The organism is Bacillus cereus, from assembly GCF_025917685.1.
In the GTDB taxonomy this organism is placed as follows: Bacteria; Bacillota; Bacilli; order Bacillales; family Bacillaceae_G; genus Bacillus_A; species Bacillus_A cereus_AT.
In genome coordinates this window covers 1511016-1533166 of sequence record NZ_CP089518.1, presented here as the reverse complement: position 1 = coordinate 1533166, position 22151 = coordinate 1511016, and the positions used below count along the sequence as shown (strand labels likewise).

Genomic DNA, 22151 nt, shown 5'->3' with positions numbered 1-22151 from the left:
CATATTTATTCAACAAAAAAACCTTACGTATAAAACGTAAGGTTTTTATATAGCCCCACATATGCCGTTATCTATAGATGTCCATAAACCTGCTCTCACAGGTGGATGTTCTCACAAATGTTCGTAGCTTCCTTCTTAAAAAGATGGCCTGCTATCTACATTTAAATATTGAACTTCCGTATTATACTTATTGGTTTAAGACATACACAAGCTACGTACACCGTAGGAATTTTATATAATGTTAGTTGAAATAAGACCCCCGCACGTGCCGCTCCTCGTAAATGTCCAAAAACCCGCTACTCGCAGGTGGATGCCCTCACAGTTACCGTACATCTTCCTCCACAAGGAAGGCTTGATGATGGTCGCTAAATATTGAGCTTCCGTATAACTAACATCGGTTTTAGACATAAATAAGTTACGTACACCGCAGGATGTATTATTCACTTGTCGTTATATTATCACATTGTTTCCAATGTGTAAAATATATTATTTTTGAAGCAATCTCTTGCTTGTGACCTTATTTTAATACAAATTATTTTTGCATGCAAGTGATTAATCTTCTTCTTTTTCAATTTGATTTTCTGGATAAGAAATCCAATCACTCCAGCTACCTGCATACAATTTAACATTTTGAAAACCAGCTAATTTTAATGCAACTATATTTGGACACGCTGTAACGCCAGAACCACAATATACAATTGTTTCCTTCTCTTTATCGAGATTTTGGAAACGTCCTTGCTGTTCCTCGTTGTTTTTAAAACGTCCTGATTCTAAAATTCCATCTTTCCAAAAATAGTTTACTGCTGTTGGAATATGCCCTGCCTTCGAATCAACGAGTTCTTCAGCACCAATATAACGTTTTGGCTCTCTAGAATCAATTAGCGTAATATCTGTACCTGCATGAATATTCTCTTTGACCGTGTCCATCGTTACAAGCATATGATCTTGTATATTTGCTTTAAATGTTTTTCGTGCAACAACAGGAATTTCTGCCGTTGTACGTAATCCATTCTCTTTCCAAGCCGGAAGTCCAGCATCTAATATATATACTTTTTCATGTCCTACATAGTTTAATAACCACCATAAACGAGAGGCGTTTGCACCAGCTTGACTGTCATACGCAATTACTGTCGTATGTTCATCAATACCAGCTTGCGAAAGCTTGTCTACAAACTCCTCAATATTTGGCAACGGATGGCGGCCACCATGTTCTGTTACAGGACTTGATAGATCTAAATTTAAATCAAAATATAACGCATGAAGAATATGTTCTTCCTCATACTTTTCTCTACCCCAATTAGGATTCGCTAAATCAAAACGACAATCGATTATACGGACGTTCTCATCTTCTATATGCTCACGTAACCATTCGACTGTAACTATCATCTTTAACGACCTTCTTTCTCTTGCAAACGACTTACATACTCCATAACCATTTCTTCTGTAACATATTTACGCTGTAGTGTAACACCATTTTTTGCAAGATCATTAATTTGCTTTGTTACAACATTAATGACATCAACCGAAAATTCTTTCCCATTTGACGCAAGAGATACGGCTGCTTCAATAGCTGCTTCACGCTGCGCATCTAATTGTAAACATGCTTTTACACTTTCATTTTGTTTACGAGAATGTGCTGTAATTGCTTTATGTACTTCCATCTTCTCTTCCCCCTAAATAAGTTATACGTTCTGATTCAATTCCATTGCAAGCCGAATCATATCACGGCATACAATTCCATTTTCAATAATCTCTTCTTCATAATGCTTCGAAAAGTAATCAAAATCAATAGAAAAAATACGAAATCCACATTTTTGATATAACGCAAGTTGTGAAACGCTAGAATTACCTGTCCCAATTTCAATCTTGTACATGCCATATCCTTTAGCTGTTTCTATCGCATGCAGCAACATGTTCTTACCAATACCTCTCCCTTGCATATGTTCTACAACCGCAATATTCATAATTTCCATCGTCTTTGGTCTTGTTTCCAACAACACATATACACCAACCACTTTCCCCTCTACTTTAGCTACATATACCATTCCTCTCTGTATATATGTAGCGATTTGCCGCTCGCTTGGATCAGCAAGCAAAAGTAAAGACTTTGGCACATTATCTTTAGAAACACGATCTAATACAACATCCATAAAAATTCCCCCTTCTCCATTGTTCTAAACCCTCCTTGTCTACCATAAGTAATAGAAAGGAGGGATTCACCATGGACAACAATGAGAAAAAATGCAACGTCATCTCCATTGATGGAAAGAAAAAGAAGAACGACACATATTCCTATCCAAAATTAGTAGTCGAAAACAAAACATATGAGTTTTCTTCATTCGTCTTATGCGGTGAAACACCAGACGGCAGACGCTTAGTTCTTACTCATATGATTTCTACTGATGAATTCGCAGGGTTCGTAAAATCTTTAGATACTGTATTACAAAAGAAAATTGAACGAATCTTTTTTTCATAGCGACTATATAACATAAATTTCTTTTTCTATTTCTATTAACTGCTTTTGAAGCTCTTCTTTACTTTGCTCATATAGTGTCACATCAATTGTTTCAGCTAAAGCAAATAATATACTTTCATAATATTTCTCAACATCTTGCTGCATCACTTTTTGGAATAAATTCCATTTTGTATCCCACTCTTGCTTATAATGATGAACAAATAAATCTTCTTCATCAGCTACATAGTTTGATACGAAAGGTTCTAGTACTCCTTTAGCGTCTTCTTGCATAAAAGCTTTATCATTTTTTTCAAAAAAGCTTTTCTCATTTTTAAAATGCGCTAGTGCCTTTTTGAAATCTTTTATTTCTATTGAAGGAAATGGCTCTTTATGTGTAATAACTTTATATTCATAATCTACTGTTCCGCCCAGAGAAATCGATTCATTTTCTCCTTTGCAGTTCACAACAATTTCATCCTTTGCACGCTTCATCGCTTCATCTATCCATCTTTCAAGGCGTAATGATGTTGCACGCATTTCTTGTAATAAATCATGTTGAATAAATGAAACTAATTCCATTACACACTGTTGCAACTGCGTTTTTACATTCCCCTCTGTTCGAAGTGATGCTGGATTAATAAATTCAGTAAACACATCGTTATAGCGCAGGAATAAGCGTTGTTGTACGTAATAAAGCAATTCTTTCACTTCATTTTGCATTGCTTGTTCTTCAGCCAGCACACTATATGACGAAATAATATGAAGTAGCTGATCACGCTCTGCTTCATATTTTTTTGTTTGCTTCGCTTTCTCATCATTTCCCTGCTTTGCGCCATTTATCATATTTACTAGAAGTTGATTTGCTCCTTGCAATGCACCATATAAAGCATGCACAGATACAAGCATTAAATCCCTCATCATAAAGGATGTAAATGATTCTTCAAACTTAGCAATCCCAGAGTTTTGTAAAACGCCATACTTTTCTTTGTCAATACTTTCCCCTTGTTTTTCCTCAAGCGCACATAAACTTGAAATTGCAAATAAACGTGGATTTCTAATACCATATTGCAAGAGCTGATCTGCAATATAACCTTTTACCATTTCAAGTTCTTCTTCAGACTCTGCTAAATCGGCCGCATTAATTAAGAAGAACATTTTATCAAGCGCAAACGTATCCTTTACACGACCGAGCTGAATTAAAAATTCACGATCTGCACGAGAGAAAACATGATTATAGTATGTTACGAATAAAATAGCATCCGCATTTTTAATATACTGGAATGCAACATCCGTATGGCGGGCGTTAATAGAATCAGCTCCTGGTGTATCTACAAGAGCTACTCCTTGTCTTGTTAAAGCACAATCGTAATAAAGCTCCATATACTCAACAAAGCATGATTTTTCTTCATTAGCTACATAATCAGAGAATTCTTCTAACGTTACTTGTACTTGTTCCCCTAAATGAGCGGCAACTGCCTCATATCCTTTTTGTACCGCTCGTAAAAAGCTAAATGTTGTTTTTTGCTTCCCGCTCGGTGAAGGATATTTCATAATTTTATCAATTTGCGTTAACGCTTCATCTAACGTAGTAATCTCATAATGAAACAGCTTATAAACAGCTTTCACATCTTCTAATAGTGCTTGCTTTGATTTAAACTGAACAATCACTGTTCCGTGTGGTTTTTCCTCTGTAACCGGCAAAATTTGATTAATCGTTGCTGTCGTTGGGTTTGGTGATACAGGAAGCACCTTTTCACCGAGCAATGCGTTAGCAAATGATGATTTCCCAGCACTAAAAGCTCCAAATAATGCTACTGTAAATTGCTTCGTTTCTACACGCTGTCTTTTTCCAACTACTTCTTGCTGTAAATGTTTCAGTGTAGGCAATGGATCTAATATTGTTTCAGCTTTCTTCACTTTTTCTAATATACGCTGAATATTTAAAGCTGCCGTCCCTTTAATTTCTTCTTCACTAGCCATTTCGTTATCATTTACGATTTCTTGCTCTTGTAGCGTAAACTTCTCACTAACAATTTGTTTTTCACTTTGTAATATTTCGTCTATTCGCAATCCATCTGGTATAGAAATATGTTCATTCCAAACATCTCCTAAATAGCTCTCATATTCCTCATACGCCTTAATGTATTGTAATTTCGTTTCTTTTGCTGTTTGTAACATCGTGTATTTTTCAATCTCTTCTTCAATACGAGCAACTTCTATCTTCGCTTTTTTCTGCAATGTACCCGTACTTTTCCCAAAGATTTGCTGAGATTTCATAAAATATCTTTTTTTCAACTCATTTGCAACATCAGCTGTATATAGAAGTAAGTAATCACCGGTAAAGCCAGCCCCTTGTTTAATTGTTTCAGCCAATAATTCTGGCCCGAAAGCAATTTCTAGAGCATATATGTCCTTCCCGATTTCCTCTGTAAATAATCCCTCTTCTTTTAAGAAGGTTACAATGAATTCTTTCACATGAAAATCAAGTTGCGTTTCAACAGTCTTTTGAAGGGCGGAATGAAAAGCATCTACACGTCTCTGTTTTTCTTGCTCCGTCTTTCCCTTCGCAAATAGCAAACCAACTTTAAATTTCGTTAATTTCGTTTCTAAATACTCATTTGCCAATTCTCTCATTTCAAATGGCATTAAATACGCGTTATCTAATATAGCTTGTAAACCTTTAATAAATTCATTTCTTACATCAGATTCTTTACTCGATGCTCGATTTTTATTTTCAATTAACTCTTCCTTCTTTTCAACAATCTCTGAAATCGACAGTGGTGAGACTAATTCTTCCTCATATTTTATAAGCTGTTTTTCATTTTCAGAAAGAATAAATGAGAAATGTTCTTGCAGTAAATATTCTGTTTCTCGCTCCATTCCCTTACTTACATACTGCTCTTTTTCTTTCATGATAGAAGAGATTAGTACTTCTAAACTTTGAATCTCATTGTATGGATGATTCATCATTCGCAGTGATGTATAGAAAATACCATCTACTTCAATATCCCAGTTAGCAAAAGATTGTTTTACACTTTCTTTATACTCCTCAAAAGATAGTTCATTTTCTTTATGTTTATCTATTTGGTTTACAACGAGATAAACCGTTTTATTACGTTGTTTCAATTCTTTAACAAATTGTAAGTTTACTTCTGATTGGACATGGTTATAATCCATCATGTAAAAAATAACATCTGCAAGATGCAGTGTTGATTCTGTTGCTAATTGGTGAGCATCATCTGTAGAATCAATTCCTGGCGTATCAACTAACATAACTCCGTCAGGAATTGGTGCATCATTTCGATAAATATGAACACCAATTACTTCATCACCGTCTTTACATATTTGTTTTAATTCTTCCGCTGAATATGCGCCGTCATATTCATACTGTTCTCCAGACTTAATCGTAACAACAACGCGATCAGAACCTTTTTCAATTTTAACGACATTAGCACTCGTTGGAATTGGACTTGTCGGTAGTAATTGCGCTTTATATAGATGATTCATCATTGTCGATTTCCCTGCCGAAAAATGACCACAAAAAGCTATCATAAGCTGTTCTTGTTTATATTTTTGAATCACTTCAAACAACTTCAAACTATTCTCTGCATCTCCATGTTTTTGCCACTCTTCATAAAAACAAACAAGTTTTTTCATACCGTTTGTCTGTACTATGTTTGTCATCCCCTTGTTCCCCTTTATCCAAGATGTATATACTTTATCCCGCTATTTGTGTGACAATAATCATTTAGGACTGGGCATCCCAATGATTACAGTTTCACTTTACTATCATACTAAATTTTCAGCATATTCTCATTAAAAATAAAAAAATCCCTTTCATTCTTTTTACAAATGAAAGGGATTTTATGTAATATTATTCATTTTATTGTTCCTACTCCATTTAATACATACTTTGTAACACCAACATATATAGCAATCGTTCCTGCAACAAGTGCATACACCATATTAACACACCAACCTTTTTTTGATAATGATTATCACTTTTGAATACATTTTATCATTAAAGAGAATCATTATCAACAAATTTCTAAAAAAGAAAGCTCCTTCGGGAAAAGGAGCTTTACTGCCTGTTTTAAAGAAGTTTAAAACTTGTTGTGCACTCTTATTATATCTCATCCTACATAACTTAACAGTTAAAAAAATTGGAAATATACCCTATACCCTCTATCTTACATTTTGTATAATAAAAGGGAATTACTTAACAAGGAGGGAAAAAATGACACAAAATCTTACACAAGGCGAGAGGATACACTCCATCGATATCATTAGAGGAATAGCTGTACTAGGTATTTTTCTTGTTAACTGGCCAATTATCGCTGGTGTTGATTCTCGAGACATTTCAGGCGTTTATGAGGGGTTAGACAGCTATATTCGCTTGTTTTTTGACATGTTTATTCAAACGAAGTTTTATACCATTTTCTCATTTTTATTCGGATTAGGTTTTTACATCTTTATGAGTCGGGCTGAGGCGAAAACAGATCGTCCAAAAACTTTATTTGTTCGCCGTCTTCTCATTTTATTATTATTTGGTTTCTTGCATTATGTTCTTTTATGGGACGGGGACATCTTACATACTTATGCAATCACTGGGTTTTTCTTATTCTTATTTTATAAGAGAGAGCCTCGTACTATTTTAATATGGGCATTAGTTTTACTAAGTATTTTTCAATTTTTCATGCTAATCGCTAGTATAGTGGTTGCCTTAGTACCAAAGGCAGAGTTAGGGTTTTCCTTACCAATCATGCCACTTGAAGACTGGGTGTCACAAATACAAAATCGTTTCCATGCATTTTATTCTGAAGGAATTGGACTAAATATATTCATGCTCCCAGAAACAGTTGGACTATTTTTACTTGGTTTATACGCCGGCAAAAAAGATATTTTCCGCCGCACGAAAGAGTTAGATCCAAAGCTTAAAAAATGGCAAATCATTATGTTCATTTTGACACTACCAATGTGGTTCTTCATGGTCCGTTACTTCTTATCAAAACCATCTTATGAACCATTTTATATGCAGGCCTTTACAATGTTTAGCGGGAAAACATTATTCATCTTCTACATTTTCACGCTTATGCGTTTATTACAACAAGAAAGATGGCAAACATTATTACGTCCGTTCCAGTACGTTGGGCGAATGGCGTTAACAAACTACCTTTCACATACAATTGTTACATTACTTGTATTTGGTCTATTGCTCAAAAATTATTATCCTGCTCCATTATGGGTAGGACCACTATTTTGCATCGGCTTCTACACGTTACAAATCTTTATTAGCCGCTGGTGGCTTTCTCATTACCAATACGGGCCACTTGAGTACATTTGGCGCCTTGGTACGTACGGGAAAATGATGCCACTTAAAAAGAAAAGCAAGGTCTCATAATGAGACCTTGCTTTTTTACGCTTCTCTTACCGCACTTTGCATCGAAACAGGCTCTTCTTTTACTTTCACTTTACGCTGCGGCACCATATTGAATACGATATTTAAAAGTACTGCTGACGCACTTCCTAGAACTATTCCGTTATCCGTTAAAATACGAATATTTTCAGGAAGCTGTGAGAATAACGTTGGAACAACTGTAACTCCAAGCCCGATTCCGACAGAACATGCAACAATCAATAAGTTTTCCTGTCTTCCAAAATCAACACTACTTAACATTTTAATACCATATGCCATAACCATACCGAACATTGCTAACATCGCACCGCCAAGTACTGATTTCGGAATAATTGTTGTAATGGCTGCAATTTTAGGAATAAATCCAAGAACGATTAACATACCACCGCAAGTATAAATAATAACGCGATTTCTTACTCCAGTTAATTGAACAAGCCCTACGTTTTGAGAGTATGTTGTATATGGGAATGCGTTGAAAATACCACCTAATACCATCGCTAATCCTTCTGCACGATACCCTTTTGTTAATTCTTTTTCACCAATCTTTTTATTACAAATATCAGATAATGCAAAGTATACACCTGTTGCTTCTACAATCCCTACACAAGCAACGAGAATCATCGTAATAATTGGTGTTAATTCAAATGTTGGAGTACCGAAGTAAAATGGTTGAATACCGTGGAACCAATCCGCCTCTCCAACAGCTTGCAAACTTACTTTCCCCATAAAAGCTGCAACGATTGTACCGAACAATAGACCTAGTAAAATAGAAATTGAACGAATAAAACCATCAAAGAAACGATACATAACGATGATAAATAATAATACACCAAATGCTAACGCTAAGTTCTCAAGACTACCGAAATCTTTGCTGCCTACTCCTCCAGCCATATCATTAATAGCGGCTGGAACAAGTGTAACTCCAATTACTGTAACAACAGATCCTGTTACAACAGGTGGGAAAAGTTTTACAAGTTTCCCGAATAGCTTTGCAAAAATAACAACGAATAATCCAGCAGCAATAATCGCTCCGTAAATAGAAGACACACCGTATTGTTTTCCAATTGCAATCATCGGTCCAACAGCTGTAAATGTACAACCAAGTACAACGGGAAGTCCAATACCGAAAAAGCGATTTGATAATGCTTGTAAAATTGTCGCAACGCCGCACATTAATAAATCAATTGAGACTAAATATGTTAACTCTTTTTGATTTAAACCAAGTCCACCGCCCACAATAAGCGGAACGATAATTGCGCCCGCATACATCGCAAGCATATGCTGCATACCAAGCGATGCGATTTTAAATGGATGTTGCTTCATCGTTTATTTCACCTCCGCAGTTTCTTGCTGTACAAATGTAACTGTGCCGTTATCAAGTGATGCAATTTCTGCTAGTGATTCAACACGAACGCCTTGTTCACGAAGCTTCTTTCCTCCATCTTGAAATGCTTTTTCAATAACAATTCCAATTCCTGCAATACTTGCTCCAGCTTGCTCTACTAAACTCATTAAACCTAAAGCAGCCTGACCATTTGCTAAAAAGTCATCGATAATTAAAACACGATCATTTTCATCGATATGATTTCGAGATAATGAAATCTCGTTCGTTTCTTGTTTTGTAAATGAATATACGTTTGCAACGTACATATTATCTTGTAACGTTAACGATTTACGCTTTCTTGCAAAAACTACTTTTACACCAAGTTCTAATGCAGCCATAACTGCTGGTGCAATGCCTGAAGATTCAATCGTCACGATTTTTGTAATATTATCTTCTTTAAAACGTTTAGCAAATTCTTTTCCGATTTCTTGCATAAGTACTGGATCAATTTGGTGATTTAAAAACGCATCTACCTTTAATACGTCACCAGATAAAACCTTTCCTTCGTTCAAAATCTTTTCTTGTAATACTTTCATGTTTGTTCCTCCTCTTATGCAATAAAAAAACTCCAAAAGCCGCCACCACTCGTTACAAGTGAGAGACGCGCTTTTGGAGTTTCGCAAAAAAAGAATGCTAAACAAGCAAATATATTCGTCCTCACTCATAGTCAAAGTATTTACGGTACTTCGGTAGAAACTTGCAGGCCATATCCCCGCGATTATATGAGTGTAGCTAACTATTTATTTTATAGATGGATTATAACGTACTTTTTGTACTTTGAAAAGCATTTATCGAAAAAACACGTACGAATTTTTTAAAAATACTATTTTCGTTCGAGTTTTGTAAACTCTTTCATTCCCAATTACAGCTTCGTTAAAATGACTGGTCCATCTTTTGTAATCGCAATTGTATGCTCGTATTGAGCTGATAATTTCCCGTCCATCGTTCGTGCAGTCCATCCATTTAAATCTACTTTAGAATATCGCATACCTACATTTACAATCGGTTCAATTGTAATTACCATACCTTCTTGTAACTGAGGTCCTTGTCCTGGCTTTCCAAAATGGAAAATTGCTGGTTCTTCATGAATCTCTTTACCAATCCCATGCCCCGTAAAGTCTCTTGCAACAGAAAAACCTTCATTAGATACATAGCTTTCAATTGCATAACCAATATCTCCTACATGATTACCCATTATCGCCTGATCAATCCCTTTATATAAAGCACTCTCTGCTACTAACAATAAACTTTTGGCTTCAGCAGAAATATCCCCCACCATATAAGTCCATGCAGAATCTGAAAGTGCACCATTTAAGTTTACTACCATATCAATTGTCACAATATCTCCCTCATTTAAAGGAACATCGGCCGGAAACCCGTGACACATTTCGTCGTTTACAGATGCACATATCGCATAGGGATACCCGTTGTAACCTTTCTGTTCAGACGTTGCACCATGCTTTTTTAAATACATTTCAACAAACGTATCAATCTCTTGTGTCGTTATACCTGGTTTTATCATTTTCGCAATTTCTCTATGACATGAAGCAAGTAACTTTCCAGATTCGTGCATCAAATGTATTTCATTTTTCGTTTTAATTGTAATCATACTACCTCTACCTTTCCTCGCTAAACCTACTATTTGCTACTAAAATTCTATCATACACATCCTCTTCCAAAATTTCAAAATCAAATAAAAAACAGAAGGGTCCCTACTGTTTCTTAATCATTTTTACATATATAATTCATTTTCAAAAACTCAAAACAACTACCATTTGTTTTCTGTATAAACGTCCCAACCGCTTCAAACCCTGCTCTTTTATACACTGTAATTGCTCTTTCATTAAATGTCGCTACTGATAGTGTTATATAGTTACAACCATATTTTTCTTCACTAAAATCTAGTCCAGCTTTTACGAACTTTAAACCGAATCCATTTCCAGTTATATTAGGTCTCATTCCTAGTCCGATATCAACCGTTCGACTATTCATTCTGCAAAAGCTAAAAAAGCCAATAAGAGTACCATTGTCCTTCACAGCAAATGTGTCGTCCCCTCTACTCTCATCATGTAAAAATTCAGCTAAATCTTCTTGATCTGCCTCTATATCATAAAAAGAATACTCCCCTTCATAATGCCAGTTGTATGCAATTTCTTCCGCTTCCGTTTGCGACATTACTGTAAACATATAGCCCATTTCTCTCACTCCCTCATAAAAAAGAGCTGCAATTAAGCAGCTCCTGTTTTATAACTCATAAATCTCTTTATATTTAGCTTCTAAATAATCAGCTAAGTAGTTCGCATTTAACCCTTCACCTGTTACATCTTTTAAAATTTCAAGTGGCTTTTTCGTTTTACCATATTGGTGAATGTTTTTTGTTAACCATTCACGAATTGGTGTCACATTCCCTTCTTCTAGTAATGCATCGAAGTTCGGAATATCTTTTAGCATTCTTTGTTTAAATTGTGCTGCGTACATATAACCAAGTGCATAAGATGGGAAATAGCCAAATGAGCCGCCAGCCCAGTGCACATCTTGCAATACACCTTGTGCATCATTTTCTGGACGAATTCCTAAATATGCTTCCATCTTATCATTCCAAGCTGCTGGTAAGTCCTTCACTTGTAATGTGCCATCAAATAATTCTTTCTCAAGCTCATAACGAACCATAACATGAAGCGGGTATGTAAGCTCATCTGCTTCTATACGAATGAATGACGGCTTCGATTCGTTAATTGCATCATAAAACTCATCGACTGACATATCATCAAATTGACCATCGCTATACTCTTTTAATAAATCATAATTTTTCTTCCAGAATGATTTATTACGGCCGATAAAGTTCTCAAAGAATAATGATTGTGATTCGTGAATACCCATAGATGTACCACTGCAAAGCGGTGTACCCTCAAATTGTTCTGCAATGTTTTGTTCATATACTGCATGACCACATTCATGAATTGTTCCAAACACAGCCATACGGAAATCTTTTTCATCATAGCGTGTCGTAATACGAACATCCCCTCTATTTAAGGTAATTTCGAAAGGATGTACTGTTTCATCAAGACGACCTGCTTCAAAGTCATAATTCAATTGCTTTAATAGTTCTAATGTAAAGTTCTTTTGTTTTTCTTTTGAAAATTGTTCCGATAAAGCACTTGTTTTTAATCCTTTTTTAGACTCAGAGATTTCTTTTACAAGCGGAACGATACGCTCACGCAATTGACCAAATACATGATCTAATACTTCTACTGTGATTCCTGGCTCATACATGTCTAATAGTGTATTATATTTATATGTTTCGTAACCCCAATATGTAATAAATTTCTTTTTGAATTCAACAATTTTCTCTAAATACGGACGGAACATTTCGAAATCAGATTTTTCGCGAGCTTCTTCCCACACACTTTCCGCTTTCGCTTCTAATTTCACATACGCTTCATATTCAGCTTGTGGAATTTTCTTATTTCTATCATATTCTGTACGACACTCTTCAGCCATTTTCTTTGTCGTTTCAGAAAGTTTATCTTCACGTATTAAAGCTTCTAACTCCGTTAAATAGTTTCCCATCTCATCTGAAGTCGACATAACAAACACTTCTGACGAAAGCATACCAATTACTTCTGAACGCTGATCCACACCTTTTTTTGGTGCCCCTGTTCTTAAATCCCAAAACATTAAGCTTAATGCTTCTCCGTAATTCTGAATCTTCTTCACATATGTTAAAAATTGTTTTTCTACTTCATATGTAGCAACTGTCATCGTATAAAAACCTCCCTTTTCTACCTCAAACTTAATTCGACATGGAAATCTAAATTCCTTTTATAATAGAAAAAAAGCTTGGCAAGCGCCAAGCTTTTTCCTTATAATTCTTTAGCTTCTACTGGTAGTGCATTTTTCACTGCTGCAATCACTTTCTCATCTTCTGTATCAGATAAGAAGATTGATATAACACCTTTATCGTCGCTCGTACGAATTAAACGCCCAATTCCTTGGCGAAGACGTAAAATCATATAAGGCACATCTACATCCCAGAATGGATCATTCACATGTTTACGCTTCGCTTCAAACACAGGGTCGTTTGGAGGGAATGGTAATGACCAAATGATAACATGTGATAATGATGAACCAGGAATATCTAAACCTTCCCATAAATGAACGGCACAAAGTACAGTCTCTTCTTCATTTTGGAAACGAGAAACGAGCTGACTAATTTCTTGATCCCCTTCATATAGGAACGGAACGGACATTTGTTCTTTACTTACATATTCTTTAAACGCTGCAAGTTCTTGTGTTGTACGGAATAATACAAGTGTACGTCCATTTGTTTTCTGTATATTTTCAAGTGTATATTGACACTTTCTTTCCCATTCATTTTCTTTCGTATGCGATAGTAAGTTTACTGCCATTTGCTCCTCATAATCAAACGGTGAGGCAACTGAGAATGATAAGTAATCTTTTACCCCTAGGCTATTTGCTGTAAATGCGAATGAATCGTTATTAGATAATGTAGCAGACGAGAAAATATACGGGATTTTCTTCGAGAATACTTTCTCTTGTAATACTTCTTCTACTGCACGTGGCATAATCACTAACGTGAAGGCTCCATCACCTTCTTCACCCCATGTAATTACATTTTTCTCATGCATGAACAGACGAAGTGAATGTTCTAATACATCTAAATGTTCATCAACGATATTTAAGTCATATGTGTTTACTGTATGCATTTCACTTTCAAATACTAATGCGTCACCGACTTCACCGATTTTTGCGTAAAGTCTATTCGCCTCTGCAGTTACCTTTTCTGTCACAGTAATTTCTAAACGATCAGAACCGGCAATTTCCTTTTTATTCTCTTGTAACACATCAAAGAATCGCTCTGTTTGCCAAATTGTTTCTTCCACTAAATGTGCAAACTCTTCACGAATATCATTTTGTAACAATCTCGTTAAAAGTTGCTCCATCATCGTTTGCTTTAAACGATATGTTAAAGCTTTTTGAGCTGCATACTCTACAAGATGTCCTTCATCAAACACAACGCAGCTACTTTCAGGCAGTAATGGGATTTGTCCTTCACGTTTACGAGCATCGTACGTCCAAATATGATCCATATAGAAGTCTTGGGAGCAAATGATTAAATCTGCCGCTTTACGATAATGTTCACGAGAAAGAGTTTGTCCACAACGATGACGAGAATCACAAGTGAAGCAATCTTGGAAGTAATCCCAATTTACTTTTGACCATTCCTCATCATTTAAAAGCGGAAATTCTTTCCTGTCACCATAGTGAGTAAAGTTTTGCATCGTACCATGATCAAATACAAACTGTGGTAATTCATAATATACGTCTTCAATTACTTCTGGAGCACGTCCACTCATAACATCTTCTAGTTTTCGTAAACATAAATAATTATCCATTGATTTCGCAAGTCTTACATCAACAGATAGTCCCAATGCTTCAGATAACTTAGCAATGTCCCCTTCTTCTTTCACAAGCTGCTCAATTAACGTTTCATCTGCACAAGCGATAATAGCTGGCTTTCCAGTATAACGTGCATAACAAATTGCATATAGAAGATATACAATTGTTTTCCCTGTTCCTACTCCCGCTTCTGCGAACATAACCTTTTTCTCTTGGAAAGCGCGCTCTAACTGAAATGCCATAAAAATTTGTTCATCACGCTCTTCAAAGCCTTTTTCCGGAAGGATGTCGTAAAACACATCTCCAATCCACTCATTCAACTTATCATAAAAATTATCTTGTTTTCCTACTTCAAATGGTAATCTCTTCTCAGTAAACATCCTTAGCCTCCAACCAAACAGTTTTTCTATAAAAAGATATAGCAGCTGTTACACATATGTATACAGCTACTTTCCCCTGTTACAATACATAGAAATACACGAAAAAAAATTTCCCTTTCGAAAAAGGAAAATTTTTTTCTATATTAATGACTTTAAATACCGTTTATCAATCGCTGTTTCATGTGAAAGAGCTGATAAATATTCTTCTTGTGCTTTTTGTATTTCATCTACAATTGCACCTTGACTATCCACTTCTTTTCCGATCTCATCATACGTACGGTGAATAGCTTTTTGAATCATTGATAATTGGAAACTATCCATATCACTTCCTCCTTTACGCATTACATAATAGCCAGTATATGCGTGCTGGAGGAGTTTTATACTATGAGTTACGCGGTGGACGTTTTCCGAAGTATTGGTAGTAGTCTGTACGAATAAAACCGTTAAACAGTTTACGCTTTTTCGATGCATCTTTTCCGTAACACTTCTCAAATGCTTCATAACTTGTTAATAAATACATTGACCACGTATCTAATGGGCGGAATACCTCTCCCATTTCTTTATATAATTTTTCAACAAGCGCTCTTTCACTTAAACGTTCTCCGTATGGAGGATTCGTTACAACATAGCCATAATCCTCTTTTGTTGTGAAATCTTTTACTTGCATTTGTTTAAATGATATAAGATCTCCTAATCCAACTTCTTCTGCGTTATCTTGAGCGACTCTTATCATACGATGATCGATATCTGACCCAATGATCTGCAGTGGTTGATTATAGTTTGCCATATCTTCAACTTCTTGGCGAGCCTCACGCCAGTTTTGTTTACCAACCCAGTCCCATTCATCCGACGCAAAGCCTCGATTAAATCCTGGTGCGATATTTTGTCCAATTAGTGCCGCTTCAATTGGAATTGTTCCAGATCCACAGAAAGGATCAACGAACGGACGATCAGGCTTCCAGTTTGTTAACTTAATTAAAGACGCAGCTAATGTTTCTTTTAAAGGCGCTTCACCTTGTTCAAGACGGTATCCACGTTTATGAAGACCCACACCACTCGCATCAATTGTTAACGTTGCAATATCCTTGAGCATTGCAATTTCAATACGGAATAAAGGACCATCTTCTTCAAACCAAGTTGTACGTCTATAAGTTGTTTTTAATTTCTCAACAACAGCCTTTTTAACAATACGTTGGCAATCTGAAACACTAAATAATGTTGATTTCAGAGATTTTCCGATAACAGGGAATTCTCCGTTCTCTGGAATGTAATCTCCCCAGTTTAACGCTTTTGTTTTTTCAAATAACTCATCGAATGTCGTCGCTTTAAATTCGCCGACTTTAATTTTCACACGATCCGCAGTACGCAACCATAAATTCGTACGACAAATTGCTTTTTCATCCGCTTCAAACGTTACCTTTCCATTTTCCACTTCACATTCATAACCAAGATCGCGAACTTCTCGGGCAACTAATGCTTCAATACCCATTGCCGCTGTTGCAATTAAAGTAACTTTTCCCATTTGCATTCACCTCTTATGTATAATCAAACAATAATTAATAACATGTTGTCCTATTAATTATTACATATTACGAATTTTTTCTCATTTACCATTTTAACTCACAATTTATAACTTCATACAAATAAAAAGCCCTCCTCTAACAAAGGAGAGCTGAGTTATTTCATAGTTGGTTCATAACGTTCTGTAAGCCATGTTCTGTTCCTTTGTACTGCAAACGGCCCACGCCTCGTACTCCGGTGGTAATCATCTATCTACAGGTTACGAAAACCTGTCCTTTCCCATCGTTCATTTCCTTGGAAAAGATTCCCCTACCATTATTTGGGTTTCTCGCTCGTGGGGTTTACCTCGTTCCACTCCTATCATTTCTTCAAGGACTTCGTCACTGTGGCACTTTAAAGGTAGTCAAACCATATCCGAAAGGACTTAGGTTTTTTCCCTGCCGTTAAACTAGCCTTACAGCCAGAATACCCTAGCTTATGACTTGGCTAGGCACGAACACTACAGCCATCTCAGGCCGTGCGAGCATGGACTTTCCTCTACAACGTTGGCGTTGCAGCGATTACCCAAACGTTATGACAAACATTAGTATAGTGGAAACAAAAAGATTTTGCAATGTTTTTTTCTATGTAAACTACTTTAACCTTTTTGTTACCCTAATTTATTCGTATAACTTACTTCCAAATACAGCTTTTTCTAAATTAGATAGACGTTTTAAAATATCCGTATTCGTATTGTTATATACTGGTTGTGCAACTGGTGTTTGTACTGGTTGTTGCGGAACTTGTGTTGCCGCTACTTTCTGCTCTTCTAATTCACGTTTTAAACGAGCATTTTGTTGTTTTAATTGATCAAATTCCTTATGAAAAGCTTCATAATCTTTAATAATCATATCAAGAAACTTATCTACTTCTTCTTGTTGATAACCTCTCATACCTGTTTTAAATTCTTTTTCTAAAATATCTTTCGCTGTTAATTTAATTTTATCCGAAATCATTTTCTTCACCTCAAATTTTTGCCAAAGCTTTCATTAACTAAATTTTTTCAGAAACAATGCCTTTTGTCAATCAAATATGCGAATACAATATTACATATTAATCTGCATTATTCCACTGTTCCTCTTCCATTATATCTTGTAAATCAGAAAAAAGAATGAAATAACTGTGATAATTTTCTATTTCTCCTTTTTTCTTAGCCGCTTCTACTATATATTTAGGGCTCCCAGGCTTTTCTTCATCGTATACAGCTAAAAGTGCGTCACTTTTTGCAATAAAAAATTGATTCTTTAATTTAAATTGCTCTGGGCTTTCGTACTTCCGTTTCGTAATACTATCAATGTGATCTGCTTGCGAAAGAATAAATTCGTAATATTCACGGTTATCTTCCTTCCAGCCTTCTTCTTGTTCTAAAAATGGAGTAAATACCGCTAATTTTAAATCTGGATATTCTACTTGTATTTCAAAAACAACTTCAGCAGCCCATAATTCTACACCTAACTGGCCGCTTATTATAACCCACTCTAAACCATCTTCTACAAAAGCAGTTAATTTACGACGCAGCGCCTTTTTTATACATTCTACTCCTGGATGATCATTTTTAAATATTCCAAGTTCAAATGGCTTATATCCTGTTACTGCAATAACTTTCATATCAACACTCCAATTACAAAAAAAGAACTAGCATTTCGCTAGTTCTAACATATCATTTACCTTTTAAACATTCCACCAACATTTGGTCCTACATTCGGTCCAAACGGTGACACATTCGGTCCTGGTCCAAATGGGGATACATTCGGTCCTGGTCCAAATGGAGATATTTGATGCCCGTGGTGGTGGTGATGGCCATGACCACATGGTCCACATCCGCCGCCAAATCCACCAACAAATCCTGGATCACCAGGGTCTACAACATTTACGTTCGAGTTTGTTTGTGGGAAGAAGCCTTGATTTTTAATTTGTTGATGGTGTACATGTGTTGTATGCGTTGGGAAAATGTGTGGCACCACCGTTGTTGAAAAAGAATGTGTTACGCATTGTTTTGTCGGATGAATGACAGGAGCAGTTGTACAAATAGGTCCTACAGGCTTATGCCCTCCAAAGCAAGGATGACAATGATGCATAGTTTTTTCTCTCCTCTCTCTTAAAAAAAATCTGACTACACTTTACAATATGAGAGAAGAGGTTAAGCCGCTTGTTATATACACCCATTTATTTCACAGAAATTTGACTATTGCCCTACTTCATACATAATACTATTATAGATACCCCCCACTATTATTTACCAAAAAAACCTCCAACTTGTTTCACAATACCCGTCACTTGATTCATTGCATTCATCATTTGCCCAGCTGTGTTCATCATTTTATTTACATCATAGTTGCCATCTGATGTTTTAAATTGGGAAACAAAACTAGAAAATTGACTCGGTTGCTGTTGTTGCTTTTGTTTATTCATAGTTGGATACGGTTGTTTTGGTGGATAAAACATCGCTTGTTGATTTCCATAGGGAGATGGTGGCGGCATATAATATTGTGAATTCACATAAGGTTGCTGTTGTTGATTCATATAGGGTTGTTGTGGTTGCTGCTGTTGTTGATTCATGTAGGGTTGTTGTGGTTGCTGCTGCTGATTCATGTAGGGGTGTTGTTCTTGTTGCGGTTGTGGTTGCTGCTGTTGATTCATGTAGGGTTGTTGTGGTTGTTCTTGTTGCGGTTGATTCCCAAACGACACTTCAAATGGTTGATAATAATTTTGGTTCCCATAATGAGGCTCGAAAGGATACATATTATATCGTAAATATGTATCCTCATTATATTGGTACATATTTTGCTGTGCATATGGATTTGTTTGCTGATATACATTAGGTTGTTGAAACATGCATACTCTCCTCCTTCACATAAGTTTCTACATATAGAATATGTACCTATAAAATAAAATGTGTGACGGAGTATCTGTCTGTTTTTGTCGGAAGTTTAAATTTTTAAAAAAATTAGAAAGTAAACCCTTCCATGCTATGATAATAAGGAAGAAGATTCTCATGGGGGAGGAATCAACATGGTATTAGGGGATTTAAAACAAGCGTTTTCTCAAAAAAAGGGGTACTGTACAGAAAGTTCAAATGAACTGCTAGACTTTGCGAGACATTGTTATCTCGAAGGAAAAATATGCATCTCAGATTACCGAACATTAATACGTGAATTAGAAATAAACGGCGCAACAAAACCTACAACAGCGACAGAAGCCTAAAAAAACAAGAGGGTTTTCCCCTCTTGTTACTTACATTGATCTACGATATTTTGCAAAGTATACGAAATAGCTTGATGAGTTTCAAAGAAACGTTTACCTTTTCCCTTATTAACAAAACATTGTAGCACATTAGTTTGTAAATTCTCATACACTTGATCGATTTGTTGTACATGTATATACTTAGGCTGCTCTTCCTTTATCCATATATAAGCTAATTCTTTCCACACCTCTAGCTCCGCATCTACCATATCAACAAATGGCTTCATATCCTTATAAAAATCATATTCATCCATTTCTCTTTTCTTTACATTGGCTTCATCATTATACTGCATTAACTTCTCCGAAGACTGGATTAATGCTTCATATTTCATTTTATTCCCACCTTATTATGCACTCACTACGACGTTTTGAAATGTCTTTACCCAGCTCCCTTTTTCTTCGTGATGCACTAATTTATTTTCCATATGCTCGATATGCATTTCTGTTATTTCTATCTTATTGCATATTTTTTCAACTTTATCCTTCAATGCGTGATTCATTCTAATCCCAATATTCATTTCCAGCAAATCGAGAGAACTTAACATTTGATCCATTTTTTTCATAACATCTTCCTTCTGAACCATCGCCATATTTAAAACGCCCCCTTCTTTGCCTTTCCTTTGTCATGTAATTTCGCCGATTGATTGGTTACTCCTGCTCACATGACAAAACTAGTTGATATTCGTCAAAGAAATCATTTTGTATGCCATTTTTAGAAATGGTAACAATACAAAAAGGAGGTGTATTACGATGACAAAAAATAAAAATGAAAAAAAGAAAAAACAAAACAAACAACAAAACAAACCTGAGACTGGTAATCCAAAGCTTGATGGTCCAAATTACCCCGCTACATAAAGTAAAACTTTAATTAGTGAGGGTTTTGTTCGTCCCCACTGATTATTAGCCTTCACCAATCGAGCGTTTACGGGCAGTAAGGCTCCCACCTAACTTCTTTGCTCCAGCCGAATTTTGAGGTGGGAGTTTTACCGCCCACAAATAGCGGGATAAAATGACCCTTTAACCAAAGCGGCTTTTACAAATAGCTAATTTCCAGTCTAACCTTCCCTATTTGCTTTCGATAAGTGCTGAGGTTAAAGTCGTACTGCCGGCAAATAGCGAAGTAAAAAGTAATTTGTTGAAGAACATATTACTTTTAATCAAGAAGCCCCGCCTTCATGTAGGAAGGCGGGACTTTTTGATTATATCATGAACTCATCTATTCTTTTAACAAAACTACTTAATATAGAAAGAGTATGTATTTGCTCCCTCTTCATTCTATACCATTCTGTTATATTAATTCCCCCCTTTGGTTTTTCAAGTACAAATAAAGACTCCATTTCCATCCCTTCACTAAACCAATCTTTTTCAATTAATTTTTCGTGAGCGACAATAGCGTACACATCTCTAAGAGCCGGTGTACTTGATTTTCTAATCTCTCTTATATTGCATTCATAATCCATCCTTGATCCCGTATGCCTAGTTTGCAATGCAAACTTATAAAAAGAATCTTTATACTTTGAATGAAATAATAACCAAGCTAACTTCTTCCCAAGTTCTATACGTTTTTGTAACGTTTCAAATTGATAAACCGAAAACCCATACATTCTCCCTTCCATCATCGGAAAAACAACTGCACTAATGTGAAGTATTTCTTGAAATTTGAACACCGCCGTATCAAATACATGTTTTTGAAAGTATGTATTCTCGATTACTGGTTTTTGAATTTTATTTTGTTCATTAATAATAAGTGCCGTCATAAGCCTATTGATATCTTTTTCCTCCCAGAAATATGACCATTCTTTTTCCATAAAAATTGATATGTTGAAAAATTGCAACAAATGAAAGAGCGGCTCACATCGCCTTTTACTTTCTTCATACAATAATAGTTGAGGAAATGCATCTAAGAAAATGATCCAATTAGCTTTCTCATAACAAAGAAATAATCGTCTCTTAACTGTTTGAGGTAGAAGATTAGAATAATATTCTCCTTCTAAATCTGTCATATTCCATCCCCCATTCCTTGAGACCATACTTGCTAAAAAAGACCACCTAATTTCTTTATTTCTCAAATAATATTCTTGGTAAGATTGTGTACGTGAAATGTTATCTACGTTAGCTACATCCGTTCTCTCCTTAATATTAAGAACTATAGCTTTCTCCTCTTCTGTACACAAAATATCCTTACGGTTTTGTTTAATTTTTTCGTAATCGTTCCAGCTAAACATGAATAAGTACCATACCTTTCTTGAAAAAGGTCACATCTTTTTTCATTTTTTGATATAATCACCTTTG

Annotated in this window: 23 protein-coding genes, 3 other RNA genes and 1 riboswitch; of the genes, 4 read left to right on the top strand and 22 right to left on the bottom strand. The window is 35.7% G+C overall.

The genetic code is table 11. From position 1 onward, the window contains the following. Nucleotides 1-48 precede the first annotated feature (48 nt). The 5 genes from ssrS (LUS72_RS07945) to LUS72_RS07925 form a co-directional block, all read right to left on the bottom strand. Nucleotides 49-232: non-coding RNA, 6S RNA (ssrS, locus tag LUS72_RS07945), on the bottom strand. Between the two features lie 21 nt (nucleotides 233-253). After that, nucleotides 254-436, bottom strand: a non-coding RNA gene (gene ssrS, locus LUS72_RS07940) — 6S RNA. A 116-nt stretch (nucleotides 437-552) separates the two neighbouring features. Further along, the gene (locus LUS72_RS07935) at nucleotides 553-1386 is read right to left on the bottom strand and encodes a sulfurtransferase (protein WP_097831686.1); all 834 of its coding nucleotides are present in this window, start codon (nucleotides 1384-1386) and stop codon (nucleotides 553-555) included. A gap of 2 nt (nucleotides 1387-1388) precedes the next feature. Beyond that, nucleotides 1389-1661 (bottom strand): YpbS family protein, encoded by a 273-nt coding sequence (locus LUS72_RS07930; RefSeq protein ID WP_000451820.1) that lies wholly within the window; start codon nucleotides 1659-1661, stop codon nucleotides 1389-1391. A 21-nt stretch (nucleotides 1662-1682) separates the two neighbouring features. Beyond that, the gene (locus LUS72_RS07925) at nucleotides 1683-2150 is read right to left on the bottom strand and encodes a GNAT family N-acetyltransferase (protein ID WP_097831687.1); all 468 of its coding nucleotides are present in this window, start codon (nucleotides 2148-2150) and stop codon (nucleotides 1683-1685) included. A gap of 71 nt (nucleotides 2151-2221) precedes the next feature. On the opposite strand from LUS72_RS07925, the gene LUS72_RS07920 reads away from it, so the two are divergent. Then, nucleotides 2222-2476, top strand: coding sequence for a DUF3931 domain-containing protein (locus LUS72_RS07920; protein WP_097831688.1), 255 nt, complete (start codon nucleotides 2222-2224; stop codon nucleotides 2474-2476). 3 nt (nucleotides 2477-2479) lie between these two features. Here the strand turns inward: LUS72_RS07920 and LUS72_RS07915 are convergent, their stop codons facing one another. Then, nucleotides 2480-6139 (bottom strand): dynamin family protein, encoded by a 3660-nt coding sequence (locus LUS72_RS07915; RefSeq protein WP_264448759.1) that lies wholly within the window; start codon nucleotides 6137-6139, stop codon nucleotides 2480-2482. 553 nt (nucleotides 6140-6692) lie between these two features. Between LUS72_RS07915 and LUS72_RS07910 the strand changes: the two genes are divergently transcribed. Further along, on the top strand, nucleotides 6693-7856 hold the full coding sequence (locus LUS72_RS07910; protein WP_097831852.1) for a DUF418 domain-containing protein: 1164 nt from the start codon (nucleotides 6693-6695) through the stop codon (nucleotides 7854-7856). Between the two features lie 15 nt (nucleotides 7857-7871). Here the strand turns inward: LUS72_RS07910 and pbuX are convergent, their stop codons facing one another. The 13 genes from pbuX to LUS72_RS07845 all read right to left on the bottom strand — a co-directional run bounded on the left by pbuX (nucleotide 7872) and on the right by LUS72_RS07845 (nucleotide 19451). Beyond that, a complete protein-coding gene (gene pbuX, locus LUS72_RS07905; protein WP_097831690.1) occupies nucleotides 7872-9194 on the bottom strand; it encodes a xanthine permease PbuX in 1323 nt (440 codons plus the stop codon). 3 nt (nucleotides 9195-9197) lie between these two features. Beyond that, nucleotides 9198-9791: a xanthine phosphoribosyltransferase gene (locus LUS72_RS07900; protein WP_097831691.1), complete on the bottom strand. Its 594-nt coding sequence runs from the start codon at nucleotides 9789-9791 to the stop codon at nucleotides 9198-9200. Nucleotides 9792-9899: 108 nt separating this feature from the next. Continuing rightward, nucleotides 9900-10001: riboswitch (purine riboswitch) on the bottom strand. Between the two features lie 116 nt (nucleotides 10002-10117). After that, a complete protein-coding gene (locus LUS72_RS07895) occupies nucleotides 10118-10864 on the bottom strand; it encodes a type I methionyl aminopeptidase (protein WP_097831692.1) in 747 nt (248 codons plus the stop codon). Between the two features lie 113 nt (nucleotides 10865-10977). Beyond that, nucleotides 10978-11451 carry a GNAT family N-acetyltransferase gene (locus tag LUS72_RS07890; RefSeq protein WP_097831693.1) on the bottom strand — a complete coding sequence of 158 codons (474 nt, stop codon included), beginning with the start codon at nucleotides 11449-11451 and terminating at the stop codon, nucleotides 10978-10980. A 48-nt stretch (nucleotides 11452-11499) separates the two neighbouring features. Continuing rightward, nucleotides 11500-13017 (bottom strand): carboxypeptidase, encoded by a 1518-nt coding sequence (gene ypwA, locus LUS72_RS07885; protein ID WP_264448756.1) that lies wholly within the window; start codon nucleotides 13015-13017, stop codon nucleotides 11500-11502. A 101-nt stretch (nucleotides 13018-13118) separates the two neighbouring features. Then, complete coding sequence (locus LUS72_RS07880; protein WP_097831695.1) at nucleotides 13119-15056, bottom strand: ATP-dependent DNA helicase; 1938 nt, start codon at nucleotides 15054-15056, stop codon at nucleotides 13119-13121. Between the two features lie 138 nt (nucleotides 15057-15194). Next, a complete protein-coding gene (locus LUS72_RS07875; protein WP_000376887.1) occupies nucleotides 15195-15377 on the bottom strand; it encodes a DUF3921 domain-containing protein in 183 nt (60 codons plus the stop codon). A 61-nt stretch (nucleotides 15378-15438) separates the two neighbouring features. Further along, the gene (locus tag LUS72_RS07870) at nucleotides 15439-16578 is read right to left on the bottom strand and encodes a THUMP domain-containing class I SAM-dependent RNA methyltransferase (RefSeq protein ID WP_097831696.1); all 1140 of its coding nucleotides are present in this window, start codon (nucleotides 16576-16578) and stop codon (nucleotides 15439-15441) included. A 179-nt stretch (nucleotides 16579-16757) separates the two neighbouring features. After that, an RNA gene (gene rnpB, locus LUS72_RS07865) (RNase P RNA component class B) lies at nucleotides 16758-17149 on the bottom strand. An 87-nt stretch (nucleotides 17150-17236) separates the two neighbouring features. Beyond that, nucleotides 17237-17572, bottom strand: coding sequence for a cell division regulator GpsB (gene gpsB, locus LUS72_RS07860; protein WP_000622426.1), 336 nt, complete (start codon nucleotides 17570-17572; stop codon nucleotides 17237-17239). A 97-nt stretch (nucleotides 17573-17669) separates the two neighbouring features. Continuing rightward, on the bottom strand, nucleotides 17670-18224 hold the full coding sequence (locus tag LUS72_RS07855) for an SLOG family protein (protein WP_097831697.1): 555 nt from the start codon (nucleotides 18222-18224) through the stop codon (nucleotides 17670-17672). A gap of 56 nt (nucleotides 18225-18280) precedes the next feature. Continuing rightward, nucleotides 18281-18694 (bottom strand): CotD family spore coat protein, encoded by a 414-nt coding sequence (locus LUS72_RS07850; protein WP_097831698.1) that lies wholly within the window; start codon nucleotides 18692-18694, stop codon nucleotides 18281-18283. Between the two features lie 154 nt (nucleotides 18695-18848). Further along, a complete protein-coding gene (locus LUS72_RS07845) occupies nucleotides 18849-19451 on the bottom strand; it encodes a YppG family protein (protein WP_264448752.1) in 603 nt (200 codons plus the stop codon). Between the two features lie 177 nt (nucleotides 19452-19628). On the opposite strand from LUS72_RS07845, the gene LUS72_RS07840 reads away from it, so the two are divergent. After that, on the top strand, nucleotides 19629-19820 hold the full coding sequence (locus LUS72_RS07840; protein WP_000242654.1) for a YppF family protein: 192 nt from the start codon (nucleotides 19629-19631) through the stop codon (nucleotides 19818-19820). Nucleotides 19821-19846: 26 nt separating this feature from the next. Here LUS72_RS07840 and LUS72_RS07835 read toward each other — a convergent pair whose 3' ends face one another. Both LUS72_RS07835 and LUS72_RS07830 read right to left on the bottom strand, forming a co-directional pair. Then, nucleotides 19847-20191 (bottom strand): YppE family protein, encoded by a 345-nt coding sequence (locus tag LUS72_RS07835; protein ID WP_097831700.1) that lies wholly within the window; start codon nucleotides 20189-20191, stop codon nucleotides 19847-19849. A 15-nt stretch (nucleotides 20192-20206) separates the two neighbouring features. Beyond that, nucleotides 20207-20449 carry a hypothetical protein gene (locus LUS72_RS07830; RefSeq protein WP_001252038.1) on the bottom strand — a complete coding sequence of 81 codons (243 nt, stop codon included), beginning with the start codon at nucleotides 20447-20449 and terminating at the stop codon, nucleotides 20207-20209. 85 nt (nucleotides 20450-20534) lie between these two features. On the opposite strand from LUS72_RS07830, the gene LUS72_RS27240 reads away from it, so the two are divergent. Continuing rightward, on the top strand, nucleotides 20535-20714 hold the full coding sequence (locus LUS72_RS27240) for a phage portal protein (RefSeq protein WP_097831701.1): 180 nt from the start codon (nucleotides 20535-20537) through the stop codon (nucleotides 20712-20714). 344 nt (nucleotides 20715-21058) lie between these two features. Here LUS72_RS27240 and LUS72_RS07825 read toward each other — a convergent pair whose 3' ends face one another. Beyond that, on the bottom strand, nucleotides 21059-22084 hold the full coding sequence (locus LUS72_RS07825) for a DUF2515 domain-containing protein (protein ID WP_097831702.1): 1026 nt from the start codon (nucleotides 22082-22084) through the stop codon (nucleotides 21059-21061). Nucleotides 22085-22151 lie beyond the last annotated feature (67 nt).

Excerpts from the sequence above, each read along its gene's own strand:
- LUS72_RS07875 (WP_000376887.1), bottom strand. The coding sequence starts at position 15,377 with ATGGATAGTTTCCAATTATCAATGATTCAAAAAGCTATTCACCGTACG.
- LUS72_RS07925 (WP_097831687.1), bottom strand. The coding sequence starts at position 2,150 with ATGGATGTTGTATTAGATCGTGTTTCTAAAGATAATGTGCCAAAGTCT.
- LUS72_RS07880 (WP_097831695.1), bottom strand. The coding sequence starts at position 15,056 with ATGTTTACTGAGAAGAGATTACCATTTGAAGTAGGAAAACAAGATAAT.
- LUS72_RS07920 (WP_097831688.1), top strand. The coding sequence starts at position 2,222 with ATGGACAACAATGAGAAAAAATGCAACGTCATCTCCATTGATGGAAAG.
- LUS72_RS07855 (WP_097831697.1), bottom strand. The coding sequence starts at position 18,224 with ATGAAAGTTATTGCAGTAACAGGATATAAGCCATTTGAACTTGGAATA.
- LUS72_RS07825 (WP_097831702.1), bottom strand. The coding sequence starts at position 22,084 with ATGTTTAGCTGGAACGATTACGAAAAAATTAAACAAAACCGTAAGGAT.
- LUS72_RS07935 (WP_097831686.1), bottom strand. The coding sequence starts at position 1,386 with ATGATAGTTACAGTCGAATGGTTACGTGAGCATATAGAAGATGAGAAC.
- LUS72_RS07930 (WP_000451820.1), bottom strand. The coding sequence starts at position 1,661 with ATGGAAGTACATAAAGCAATTACAGCACATTCTCGTAAACAAAATGAA.
- LUS72_RS07900 (WP_097831691.1), bottom strand. The coding sequence starts at position 9,791 with ATGAAAGTATTACAAGAAAAGATTTTGAACGAAGGAAAGGTTTTATCT.
- gpsB (WP_000622426.1), bottom strand. The coding sequence starts at position 17,572 with ATGATTTCGGATAAAATTAAATTAACAGCGAAAGATATTTTAGAAAAA.
- LUS72_RS07910 (WP_097831852.1), top strand. The coding sequence starts at position 6,693 with ATGACACAAAATCTTACACAAGGCGAGAGGATACACTCCATCGATATC.
- LUS72_RS07835 (WP_097831700.1), bottom strand. The coding sequence starts at position 20,191 with ATGAAATATGAAGCATTAATCCAGTCTTCGGAGAAGTTAATGCAGTAT.
- LUS72_RS07895 (WP_097831692.1), bottom strand. The coding sequence starts at position 10,864 with ATGATTACAATTAAAACGAAAAATGAAATACATTTGATGCACGAATCT.
- LUS72_RS07915 (WP_264448759.1), bottom strand. The coding sequence starts at position 6,139 with ATGACAAACATAGTACAGACAAACGGTATGAAAAAACTTGTTTGTTTT.
- ypwA (WP_264448756.1), bottom strand. The coding sequence starts at position 13,017 with ATGACAGTTGCTACATATGAAGTAGAAAAACAATTTTTAACATATGTG.
- LUS72_RS07830 (WP_001252038.1), bottom strand. The coding sequence starts at position 20,449 with ATGGCGATGGTTCAGAAGGAAGATGTTATGAAAAAAATGGATCAAATG.
- LUS72_RS07845 (WP_264448752.1), bottom strand. The coding sequence starts at position 19,451 with ATGTTTCAACAACCTAATGTATATCAGCAAACAAATCCATATGCACAG.
- LUS72_RS07870 (WP_097831696.1), bottom strand. The coding sequence starts at position 16,578 with ATGGGAAAAGTTACTTTAATTGCAACAGCGGCAATGGGTATTGAAGCA.
- LUS72_RS07850 (WP_097831698.1), bottom strand. The coding sequence starts at position 18,694 with ATGCATCATTGTCATCCTTGCTTTGGAGGGCATAAGCCTGTAGGACCT.
- LUS72_RS07890 (WP_097831693.1), bottom strand. The coding sequence starts at position 11,451 with ATGGGCTATATGTTTACAGTAATGTCGCAAACGGAAGCGGAAGAAATT.
- pbuX (WP_097831690.1), bottom strand. The coding sequence starts at position 9,194 with ATGAAGCAACATCCATTTAAAATCGCATCGCTTGGTATGCAGCATATG.
- LUS72_RS07840 (WP_000242654.1), top strand. The coding sequence starts at position 19,629 with ATGGTATTAGGGGATTTAAAACAAGCGTTTTCTCAAAAAAAGGGGTAC.